The sequence below is a fragment of the Kibdelosporangium phytohabitans genome (genome assembly GCF_001302585.1).
Taxonomy (GTDB): Bacteria; Actinomycetota; Actinomycetes; order Mycobacteriales; family Pseudonocardiaceae; genus Kibdelosporangium; species Kibdelosporangium phytohabitans.
Window position 1 is genome coordinate 2,840,632 of record NZ_CP012752.1, and the last position, 11,247, is coordinate 2,851,878.

Sequence of the window (11,247 nt, forward strand, 5' to 3'; positions counted from 1 at the left end):
GGAACTAGATCCAGCCGCGTTTGGTGGCTTGCCAGATCAGCTGGACGCGAGTACGGACACCGGTGATCTTGATCAGGTCGTGTAACCGCCGTTGCACCGTTCGGGTGCTCAGGCCCAGCTGCGCGGCGATCGACTGGTCGGTCAGGCCAGCCAGGAGTAACGACAGCAGTCGCATGTCGCCGTCGGCCGGCTCGCCGTCGGCGGTGCTCTCGTCCAGCTCGCCGTTGGCGCCGACGAGGACCGGCGTCGAGGACTGCCACAGCGTTTCGAACAAGGCGATCAACGCGTCGAGCAAGCCGCTGGGGTGCAACAGAACCGCGGTCGGCTCGTCGTCCGGTCGCGTCTGCGACACCGGGACGAGCGCGCGGTCGTCGTCGGCGATGGCGAGCTTGAGCGGCAGGTCGGCCGCGATCCTGGCCTCCTCGCCGCGGCCGACCGCCTCCGAGACCCGGTACGGATCGCCTGGCAGCAAAAGCAGTTCCCGGTCGTATATCACCCGGAACCGCACGCCGTCGGTGCGCACGTCGTACTCTGCGTCGCCGTCCGTCGCGCCGGGCGCCACGACTGGCGGCTTGACCAGGTCGCGGACCTCCTTGGTGGCGTTGCGGCGCAACTGGTCCACACGCTGAGCGATCGCGCCGGCGCCGTGCACCACTTCGGCGAACCCGGTCGGGGCAGTGGTGCTGCGGTACTCGTCGGTCAGCACCGTGATCCGGGCGCGGATCTCCCGCAGTTCCTGCTCCCGGCTGCGCACGAGTGGTCCGAATGCCAGGTCCGGCGGGGCGGGCCGGTAGCGTCTCGCGCTGCCGGGCACGACCGTCACCATTCCGCGATTCTCCAGTGACAGCAGCATTTCCGCGGCCTGGAGGGTGCTGGTTCCCAGTTCGCTTGCCAGTTCGATGTCGGTCGCGGCGGTCAGGCGGAGCAGTGCGCGGTAAGCGGTCTCCTCGGTGGCGGTCAAGCCGGCGACCTCGAGCATGCGACCCCCTAGTTGGTTCTTTTCCAGCTACGTCGTTGCGCGGGGGAGGAATGTGACGGAATCACGCCATGTCATCAGTCCGCCACCGTCGGGCATGGAGCGCAGCGTATCCGACTGCACACAATCCGGAAGATCCTCCGTGTTACAGACAGGAGTGTTATGTCCACAAGTAGACGGAGTGGCGGGTTGATCAGAGCGGCTCTGGTAGCCGTGCTCGCCTTCGCCCTCGCTACTGTTTTCTCCACGCACGCCTTCGGTTCCACTGGTCCGAACAGTGGCACCGATGCGGCCGGGCAGGCCAACGCGGCTGCCAAGATCGATGACGCCGTCGAGAAGTCGTTGACGAGGAACGGTTCCACCACGTTCTTCGTCCTGCTGAACTCGGCTGCCAACTTCAACTCGGTGACCGCCACGGGCAGGGCGGGCACCCAGCGGACCGCGGACGTGTACTCCGCGCTGACCTCGCACGCGGACAGCACGCAGGCAGGGCTGCGTGAGCTGCTCACCGCGCGGGGTGCGGAGTTCACCCCGTTCTGGATCGTCAACACCCTCAAGGTGACTGGGGACGCCGCGCTGGTCGACGAGATCGCCGCGCGGCCTGAGGTCAAGCAGATCCTGCCCGAGCGCACCCACGCCGTGCCCGAGCCGGCACCGGCCGAGCAGCTGGCTCAGGTCAACGCGGTCGAGTGGAACATCGACCGGGTGCGGGCCAACAAGGTGTGGTCGGACTTCTCGGTACGGGGCGAGAACGTCGTCGTGGCCAACATCGACACGGGCGTCCAGTACACGCATCCCGCTCTGGTGGGCAAGTACCGCGGGAACAAGGGCGACGGCACCTTCGACCACAACTACAACTGGTTCGACCCGTCGAAGGTCTGCGGCAACCCGTCGCTCGCTCCGTGTGACAACAACAATCACGGTACGCACACGATGGGCACCATGGTCGGTGACGACGGCGGCACCAACCAGGTCGGTGTCGCGCCGAGCGCCAAGTGGATCGCGGCGAAGGGCTGCGAGGCCAACAGCTGCTCGGACACCGCGCTGCTGTCCTCGGGCCAGTGGGTCGTGGCCCCGACCGACCTGAATGGACAGAACCCGCGGCCGGACCTCGCGCCGGACGTGGTGAACAACTCGTGGGGTGGCGGCGGGGGTGACGCGTGGTACCTGCCGACGGTGAAGGCGTGGATCGCCGCGGGCATCTTCCCGGCGTTCTCCAACGGCAACAACGGCGCGCTGGGCTGCAACAGCTCCGGCTCGCCCGGCGACTACCCCGAGTCCTATTCGGCCGGTTCGTTCGACATCAACAACGCCATCTCGTCGTTCTCGTCGCGCGGCCCCGGCAGCGGCGGCATCGTCAAGCCCAACATCGCCGCGCCCGGTTCGGCGGTCCGCTCGTCGGTCGCCAACGGCGGCTATGGCTCGTTCAGCGGGACATCGATGGCCTCGCCGCACGTGGCCGGTGCGGTCGCGCTGCTGTGGTCGGCGTCGCCCTCGCTCGCCGGTGACATCAACGCCACCAAGGCGCTGCTGAACCAGACCGCTGTGGACACCGCCAGCACGCAGTGCGGTGGCACGACCGAGAACAACAACGTCTGGGGCGAAGGCAAGCTGGACACCTTCGCGTCGGTCGAGAAGGCCCCGCGCGGCCCGACAGGTGGCATCGCGGGAACGGTCGTCAGCGCGGGCAAGCCCGCCGATGGCGTGAAGATCGAGATCACCGGTCCGACTTCGGCGGTCAAGACCACCGGCACGGACGGCAAGTTCACGCTCGACCGCGCCCCGGTCGGCGAGTACACCGTCAAGGCGAGCAAGTTCGGCCTGGTCACCAAGGACCAGAAGGTCACCGTGGCCGAGGGCAAGACGGCCGCGGCCGACTTCGACCTGCCCGCCGCGCCGAGCTACACGATCAAGGGCGTGGTCAAGGCGTCGGACGGCTCCGCGCTCAGCGGCGCCGAGGTCTCCATCGCCAACACCGCGGTCGCCGCGGTGAAGACCGACAACGCCGGGGCGTACTCGTTGAGCGTGCCCGCGGGCACCTACGAGGTCGTCGCCGACTACGGCCGTTGGCTGCAGACGCAACGCAAGAGCGTGAACGTCAGCGGCAACGTCACCGCGGACTTCTCGCTGGAGCCCAAGGTCGACGGTTACGGCTACACACCGCGGCACGTCGCGCCGTCGTGGGTCGACGCGGCCACCGCGTTGCAGCTGACCGGTGACAACGCCTCGGCGAACGTCACCCTGCCGTTCCCGGTCACGTTCTACGGCAAGACGTACAAGACCGCCGCGGTGCACACCGACGGGTACCTGGCGTTCGCCGGGACCGGCGCACCCGGTGGCGCGATCCCGGCACCGGCCGCCCCGAACGGCGCGATCTACGCCTTCTGGGACGACCTGGTGGTGGACGCGCAGGCGAGCGTCCGCACGTCGGCCGACGGCGCGGCGCCCAACCGCCGGTACATCGTGGAATGGCGTGACGTCACGGTGAAGTCGGCGCCGGGCAGCCGCCTGTCGGTCGAGCTGATCCTCACCGAGGGTGGCCGGATCCAGGTGCAGTACAAGGGGATCGACCCGGCCAGCGCGGCGGAGTCCGGCGCGGGCGCCACGGTCGGCCTCGAGAACGAGACCGGCTCGGTGGCGCTGCCGTACTCGGTCAAGAAAGCCCACCTGTCCGACAGCACCGCCATCTCGGCGCGTGTGCCGAACACCGGGCTGGTCCGCGGCATCGTCGTCGACGCCAACGACAAGCAGCCGCTGTCCGGCGGCGCGATCGCGTTGCAGCGCGCGGGCAAGACCGTCAGTGCGGTCGCCGACTCGACCGGTTTCTACCAGGCCGAGGTGGCGCTGGGCAGCTTCACCGCGGTCGCCAGCCAGCGCGGCTACGAGACCGAACGGGCCAACCTCACGATCGGCTCCGAAGGCGTCGTCCTGACCAAGGACTTCACTTTGAAGGCGCCGCTGTTCGAGGCCAACCCGGCCGGGCTGGAAGTCGTCGTGCCCGCGGGGGAGACCCGCAAGCGCACGGTGACCGTCCGCAACACCGGTTCGGCCACGGGCAACTGGGAGTTCAAGGAGGTCGCCGGCGGCACTGCCGGTGAGCCCACGGCTTCCCAGGCGGCCAAGGCCAGGGGGGTGAAGGGCTACGACCCGAACGCCCGCACAGCGGTCGGGCTCGACACCGCCGACGTCAGCAGGGCCACTCCGGCCGCCGCGGGCGACGTGCTGAAGTCCTTCACCGTCAACGAACTCGGCAAGGGCTGGGGTGCGGGCTACAACGCGGGCAACGTGTGGGTATCCGACTCGACGGCGGCCACCCAGGCCGTCGCCAGGTACTCCACCGAGGGCGTGTTCGGCCAGCAGTTCCCGTCGAACTTCGGCGGGTGGCCCGCTGACCTGACCTACGTGCCGGGCCGCAACCTGGTCTGCCAGGTCACCGTCGGCGGCGACTACGGGATCAAGTGCCTCAACCCGCAGACCGGTGCGCTGGTCACGACCATCACCGGCAGCCCGTGGACCTCGATCTCGCAGCGGGGTCTGGCGTACCGCGCCGACGACGACACGTTCTACATCGGCGGCTGGAACGAGGGCGTCATCTACAAGGTCAAGGGTCTGTCCTACCCGGACCCGGGCGCGCTGGTCAGCCAGTGCCGACCGGCCACGACCCTGTCCGGGATCGCCGGACTGGCGTACTCGCCGCGTGGCGTGCTGTGGGTGTCCACCAACTCGTCCACCGACACGATCGCGGCGGTGAACCCGGACACCTGTGCCACGGTCACCACGCTGGCCGACCCGGAGGCCACGACCACGTTCTCCGGTGCCGGTCTCGAGCTGGACGACGCCGGGAACCTGTGGGTCGTCTCGCAGCTGGCGGGCAAGAGCAAGGCCACGCTGGTGGAGTCGCCGATCCCGTCGTACGCCGACGTGCCGTGGCTCAGCGAGAGCGTCACCTCGGGCAGCCTGGTGGCGGGCGGTGGGCAGCAGGTCGAGCTGACCATCGACGCGACCAACCTCAAGCCTGGTGTGCACGGCGCGACCATCTTCCTGGTCACCGACGCCGCCAAGCGATCCACGATCGGGATCCCGATCAAGGTGGTCGTGCCCAAGACCCGGGTCGGGTTCGACTCGGGTGGCAACGGTGGCGTCGACAAGCTCGGTGACACGTGGAGCCCGGACCAGGCGTACTCCACCGGCGGGGCGGGCTGGCTCGGCCAGTCCTCGAAGCCGGTGAGCACGGCCGAGGCGATCTCCGGGACCGCCGAGCAGTCCCTGTACCAGACCCAGCGGGAAGGTGCCTACGAGTACCGGTTCGACGGGCTGGGCAAGGGGGTCTACCAGGTCGAGCTGAACTACGCCGAGCTCGGCTGGGCCGATCCGAACACCCGGCTGTTCGACGTGATCATCGAGGGCAAGCTGGTCACGCCCGCGCTGGACGTCGCCGGTGAGGTCGGTGGCTTCGCCGCACTGGCCACGTCGCAGAACGTCCAGGTCGACGACGGTCAGCTCAACATCCGCTTCGTCTCGCGGGCGGGTGCGCCGATCGTCAACGGCGTCCGGGTGACCGAGCGGCCGGACCGCACGACACCCTAGACAAGCCTCGTGAGTGGTTAGTCCGGTTCTAACCGGACTAACCACTCACGAGCTTTTAGAAGGCGGCGAAGACGTATGGCACTTGGCGTGGGAACAGCGTGGCCAGGCCGGCTTGGTCGGGGATCGTGCCGAGGCCGCGCAGCACGATCTCCTCGGGGCTGAGCACGCCGTAGACCAGTCCGGCGAACCCGGCGGAGGTGAGCGTGACCTCCGGGGCGCCCGGTGTGATCTCCAACCGGCCGGATGTGCCGTCCAGTACGTACTTCCCGGCGATGAACGGGTCGTCGACGATCTCGACGCCGATCCTGCCGGGCCCGACGGCCATGCCCTCGAGCGCCTCGACCGACAACACGCGGCCCATCGGCGCGTGCCCGGCCAGTGGTTTGACCTCGATGGGCCCGGTGAGGTCGGTGGCCCACAGTTCGGGGAACTCGTCCGGCGCGACCGGCACCACGATCTCCTGCATGTGGTCGGCGTGCATGGCGAAGAACCGCAGCAGCAACGACCGGCCGAGCGGGCCGGCGTGCAGGAAGCTGTCGGCGTGCAGGATGGCGTTGCCGCCGTCCCTGTCGATGCGGTACGCGGCCGCGCCGATCACCTCGCCACCCGATTTCGCCGTGACGAGCCAGTGTTCGTCGCGGTCCCTGATGCGCACGTCCCGCGACTCGGGGAACACCGCGAAACCGTGCCGCTGGGTCAGCAGGCGCTCGTTGAGGCCGCGGTAGAGCGGATACCCGGCGCTGATCTGCTGCCACTCGGTCTCGCCGTCCAGTTCCAGCGCGCGCAGGTCGCTCAGCCCGGTCGGGTCGAACCGGGCGAAGCGTGGTTTCGGCATGCCGACGTACCCGAACTTGGCGTAGAACGACGCCCGGAACGGGTAGAGCACACTGACCGCGTGGCCCTCCTCGCGCATCTGGCCGAGCAGTTCCGTCAGCAGTTCCCGGATGTAGCCGCGGCGGCGGACCTGGGGCTGCGCGGCCACGCCCGCGATGCCCGCCATCGCGTACACCGTGCCGCGGATGTTCTGGCGCAGGCGAACCGCGGAGGCCTCGGTGACCGAGACGCCGTCCTCCTCGCTGATCAGCACGACGCTGTCGGTGTTGTACGACATCGCCTCCGTCCACTTCGCGCGAGCGTCCGCGGGCATCGGCGACTGGGCGAAGGCGTACTCGATCGTGCGGAGGTCGGCCTGGTCTGCGGAGATGCGGCGAATTCCCATGTCGTCCAACCTATCTGCGGCGGTGCCTACTCGGCGGTAACATCTTCGGTATGACGTGGATGGTGTACGGCGCCAACGGCTATACCGGCAAGCTCGTCGCGCGTCTCGCGGTCGCCCGTGGCGAGCGTCCCGTGCTGGCCGGGCGCAGCCCCGAAGTCAGGGAACTGGCCGCCGAACTGGGCCTCGAGCACCGGATCTTCGGGCTGGAGCACGCCGAGGACGGGCTCGCGGGCATCGACGCGGTCGCGCACTGCGCCGGTCCGTTCTCCGCCACGGCCCGCCCGATGGTGGACGCGTGCCTGGCGTCGAAGACGCACTACCTCGACATCACCGGGGAGATCGGCGTGTTCGAGGAGATCTTCACGCGCTCCGACGAGGCCGCCGAAGCCGGTGTCGTGCTGCTGCCCGGTGCCGGGTTCGACGTGGTGCCCAGCGACTGCCTGGCTGCCACGCTGGCCGAGGCGCTGCCGGGAGCCACGTCGTTGAAGCTGGCGTTCATCGCGGGCGGCGGGTTCAGCCCGGGCACGTTGAAGACCACCGTCGAGGGAATGGCCGTCGGCGGGCAGGTCCGCAAGGACGGCAGACTGGTGACTGTCCCGGTTGGACACTCCACAGCGAGCGCCGCGTTCCCGTCGGGCACGCGTGGCGTGATCTCGTTGCCGTGGGGCGATGTGGCCACCGCGTACCGGTCGACCGGCATCCCGAACATCACCAACTACATGGCGGTCGGACTGCCCGCCGGACTGGTCAGCCGGGCACAGCGGTTCTCCGCGCCCGTGATGCGCACCGACGTGGCGCAGCGGATCGGCAAGAAACTCGTCGGCCTGATCGCCGGGCCGGGGGAGAAGCGCCGGGCGGGCAGCCGCGCAGAGTTCTGGGGCGAGGCACGCGACAGCTCCGGCCGCACCGCGACCGCGACACTGGTCACGCCCAACTCCTACGACATCACCGCGGACGCCGTCGTGCGGATCGCGACCGAGATCGGCGGCGTGGAACCCGGTTCGCACACCCCGGCCACCGCGTTCGGGGCCGGGTTCGTGCGCACATTGGACGGGGTGACCGCCGGGGCGGTCACCGTCACGTCATAGCGGAGCAGCGGATCAGGCCGACTCGGCGGCGGGCTCGGGCTTCGGCTCGGCGGCCAGCGCCGCGGCGAGCGCCTTGGCCTTCGCCTTCTTGCGCTTGCGGAGGGTGAACACGATGAACCCGCCGAGCACGAGCGCCGCGACCACGACCAGGCCACCGGTGTTGAGGTACTTCTCGATCTGCTTGGCCGCCGCGCCCAGCGACGCGCCGATCGAGATGTGCGCCAGCGACCACGAGGCCGCGCCGAGCACCGCGGCGGGCAGGAACTTGCGGTACGGCAGGCCCGCGGTACCGGCGGCGGCGGGCATCAGCGTGCGCACCACCGGCAGCCAGCGGCCGAAGAACACCGCCCACGCCCCGCGTTTGCGCAGGATGCCGGTGGTCTTGTCCCAGCCTTCCGCGCCGTACTTCTGGATCAGCTTCGTCTCGCGCAGCGACGGCCCGAACCGCTTGCCGATGGCGTACCCGATCGAGTCACCGCACGCCGCCGCCACCGTGACCACGGCCCACAGGACCAGGAACCGGGACAGCGAGAAGCCTTCCGGCCCGGCCGACACCGTGGTCGACGCGATCAGCAGCCCGGCCTCGCCAGGGGCGATGAAGCCCAGGCCGATGGTGCATTCCAGCAGGATCAGCCCGCCGGTCGCGCCGACGAGCGCGGGTTGCGGCAGCTGCGCCAGCCAGTCGAGAACGTCGCTCACCAAGGCCACTGGATTCGTCCCTCTCCGGTACTCGGGCGGTTATGCCCATGAGAGACGTACAGGCAAGCGTGCTGGTTCCACGAAACGTCCCCCGGTTGATGGCGTCCACCCTACCGGGAAAGCAGCGACCCGATCTCCTGGCTCGCGGGACCCTGCTCGGCCAGGTGCGCCAGGTTCTCCGGCACGGTCTCGCCGCGGTGGGCCATGGCCTGGGCGTAGAGCCGTCCCGCGCGGTACGAGGAACGCACCAGCGGCCCGGCCATCACGCCCGCGAACCCGATCTCCTCGGCTGCCTCTTTGTGCTGCACGAACTCCTCGGGCTTGACCCACCGGTCGATCGGGTGGTGCCGGGGCGACGGGCGCAGGTACTGGGTGATGGTCACGATGTCCGTGCCCGCCTCGTGCAGGTCGCGCAGCGCCTCGGTGACCTCTTCCGGCGTCTCGCCCATGCCGAGGATCAGGTTCGACTTGGTCACCAGGCCGGCCTCGCGGGCCTTGGTGATCACATCGAGGGATCGCTCGTAGCGGAAGCCCGGCCGGATCCGCTTGAAGATCCGCGGCACGGTCTCCAGGTTGTGCGCGAGCACCTCCGGCCGCGAGCCGAACACCTCGGCCAACTGGTCCGGTTCGGCGTTGAAGTCCGGGATCAGCAGTTCGACGCCGGTGCCGGGGTTCATGGTGTGGATCTGGCGGACCGTCTCGGCGTACAGCCAGGCACCGCCGTCCGCCAGGTCGTCACGAGCGACTCCGGTGACGGTCGAGTACCGCAGGCCCATCGCCTGAACCGATTCGGCGACCTTGCGGGGCTCCTCGCGGTCCAGCGCCGCCGGTTTGCCGGTGTCGATCTGGCAGAAGTCGCAGCGCCGCGTGCACTGGTCGCCGCCGATGAGGAACGTGGCCTCGCGGTCCTCCCAGCACTCGTAGATGTTGGGACAACCGGCCTCCTCGCACACCGTGTGCAGGCCTTCCCGCCGGACCAGGGCTTTGAGCTCGGTGTACTCCGGGCCCATCCGCGCCTTGGTCTTGATCCACGGCGGCTTCTTCTCGATCGGGGTCTGGCTGTTGCGGACCTCCACACGCAGCAGCTTTCGTCCCTCAGGCGCCACAGTCACAGCTCAGAGGTTACGCCTCGTCCGGACCTGTCCGAAACGCGCCACTCCCGCTTCCTGTGCCCCCGAAGCCGGTCTCGGTTGGATCATCGATGACAGCTTTCCCCGTCAGGCCCACGACTTCATGGAGCACTGCGTATGAGGTTGTTCGTTGTGAGCGTGCTGGTTTCGGGAGCAGTCGTGATTCCGGCCACTACGGCGGGCGCGACCGGACTCGTCTGGCGGCCGTGCGACGGATCACCGTTGGAGTGCAGCACCCTCAGCGTGCCGCTGGACTACCGGGAACCCAACGCGGCCAAGATCGACATCGCGGTGTCGCGCAAGAGATCGGCCGATCCGGCCGCCAGGCGGGGCGTGCTGCTGCTCAACCCGGGAGGTCCTGGCGCCAGCGGGCGCGGCATGCCGCTGCGGATCGGCGAGTGGGCGCCCATGGGCCTGACCGATGCCCACGACCTGATCGGTTTCGACCCGCGGGGAACCGGAAACAGCACACCGAACAGCTGCCGGCTCGACGACGGGCAGCTCGAACAGACCAAGATGCTCACGTACCCGGCGGACGGGGGCAGCGGCATCGCCGAGTCCGTCGCCTACGCGCGCGAGGTCGCCAAGCGGTGTTTCGAGCACGCTGTTGACCGGTTGCCGTACATCACCACGGCGAACACCGCGCGGGACATGGTTCGCATCCGCCTCGCGTTGGGAGAGCGGAAGATCTCGTACTTCGGCGTCTCGGGCGGGGCCTATCTCGGTGCGGTGTACACGACGATGTTCCCGCACCAGTCCGACAGGTTCGTGCTGGACAGCGTCGTGGATCCGCGTGGCGTCTGGCGTGGCCAGTGGCGCCACCGGGGCCCGTCCGGCGAGGAGAACTTCGACGACTTCGCCACGCGGGCCGCGCGACGGCACTCCACGTACGGTCTCGGCGCGACGCGGGAGGCGGTCAGCGACACGTACCTGACGTTGGCCGACAAGCTGGACACCCAGTCCGTCAAGGAGATGACCGGCAACGGGTTGCGCGGTTTCGCCCGGTACGGCCTGTACGGCACCGCCGACTACCCGCGGCCGGCCGAGGTGTTGCAAGCGGCGAGACCGGGCCTTTCACGAACTACTTGCTCCCCCAGGAGTTCGTGGCCACGTTCTTCGGTGTCGTGTGCGGCGACGCTCCGTACCCGCGCGACATCTCGCTGTACCAGACCCAGGTGCTGGCCGACCAGGCGAAGTACCCGGCGACCAACGGGATGCCGTCGAACATCCCGCCGTGCGCGTTCTGGCCCAAGCCGATCGAGCCGGCCGTCGAGATCACCGACCGTGGCCCGAGCAACGTGTTGCTGACGCAGAACCTGCGGGCGGCGCTGGGAAGCCGGGCGAGGCCGGTCACCGCCGACCAGGCTGGGCACGGCACGTACCTGGGGACCGAGAACGAGTGCGTGGACACCATCGGCACGGAGTTGCTGGTCAACGGCAAGCTCCCGGCCACCGACGTCCAGTGCGGTCCCGCCGCTGGGACGTCGGCCGAGGCGGCGGGGAAGCCGCGGCAGCGGCAGCTCCCCTTCTGACGAGGGTTGACACGGG

At 69.2% G+C, this 11,247-nt stretch carries 8 protein-coding genes; 4 read left to right on the forward strand and 4 right to left on the reverse strand.

What is annotated here, in order from left to right:
- Positions 1-4 precede the first annotated feature (4 nt).
- The gene (locus AOZ06_RS13275; protein ID WP_054289659.1) at positions 5-979 is read right to left on the reverse strand and encodes a helix-turn-helix domain-containing protein; all 975 of its coding nucleotides are present in this window, start codon (positions 977-979) and stop codon (positions 5-7) included.
- A gap of 186 nt (positions 980-1,165) precedes the next feature.
- Here AOZ06_RS13275 and AOZ06_RS13280 point away from each other — a divergent pair, with 186 nt between their 5' ends.
- Positions 1,166-5,563 (forward strand): S8 family serine peptidase, encoded by a 4,398-nt coding sequence (locus AOZ06_RS13280; RefSeq protein WP_169798913.1) that lies wholly within the window; start codon positions 1,166-1,168, stop codon positions 5,561-5,563.
- 55 nt (positions 5,564-5,618) lie between these two features.
- Here the strand turns inward: AOZ06_RS13280 and AOZ06_RS13285 are convergent, their stop codons facing one another.
- Complete coding sequence (locus AOZ06_RS13285) at positions 5,619-6,782, reverse strand: GNAT family N-acetyltransferase (protein ID WP_054289661.1); 1,164 nt, start codon at positions 6,780-6,782, stop codon at positions 5,619-5,621.
- Positions 6,783-6,832: 50 nt separating this feature from the next.
- Between AOZ06_RS13285 and AOZ06_RS13290 the strand changes: the two genes are divergently transcribed.
- Positions 6,833-7,870 (forward strand): saccharopine dehydrogenase family protein, encoded by a 1,038-nt coding sequence (locus tag AOZ06_RS13290; RefSeq protein WP_054289662.1) that lies wholly within the window; start codon positions 6,833-6,835, stop codon positions 7,868-7,870.
- Positions 7,871-7,882: 12 nt separating this feature from the next.
- Here the strand turns inward: AOZ06_RS13290 and AOZ06_RS13295 are convergent, their stop codons facing one another.
- Positions 7,883-8,578, reverse strand: a complete 696-nt coding sequence (locus tag AOZ06_RS13295) for a DedA family protein (protein ID WP_054289663.1) — start codon at positions 8,576-8,578, stop codon at positions 7,883-7,885.
- 101 nt (positions 8,579-8,679) lie between these two features.
- Positions 8,680-9,681 carry a lipoyl synthase gene (lipA, locus tag AOZ06_RS13300; RefSeq protein ID WP_054289664.1) on the reverse strand — a complete coding sequence of 334 codons (1,002 nt, stop codon included), beginning with the start codon at positions 9,679-9,681 and terminating at the stop codon, positions 8,680-8,682.
- Between the two features lie 135 nt (positions 9,682-9,816).
- On the opposite strand from lipA, the gene AOZ06_RS13305 reads away from it, so the two are divergent.
- Both AOZ06_RS13305 and AOZ06_RS13310 read left to right on the forward strand, forming a co-directional pair.
- Positions 9,817-11,007 carry an alpha/beta fold hydrolase gene (locus tag AOZ06_RS13305; RefSeq protein WP_054289665.1) on the forward strand — a complete coding sequence of 397 codons (1,191 nt, stop codon included), beginning with the start codon at positions 9,817-9,819 and terminating at the stop codon, positions 11,005-11,007.
- Complete coding sequence (locus AOZ06_RS13310; RefSeq protein WP_054289666.1) at positions 10,998-11,231, forward strand: alpha/beta hydrolase; 234 nt, start codon at positions 10,998-11,000, stop codon at positions 11,229-11,231. The genes AOZ06_RS13305 and AOZ06_RS13310 overlap by 10 nt, the downstream gene beginning before the upstream one ends.
- The last annotated feature ends 16 nt before the right edge of the window (positions 11,232-11,247 follow it).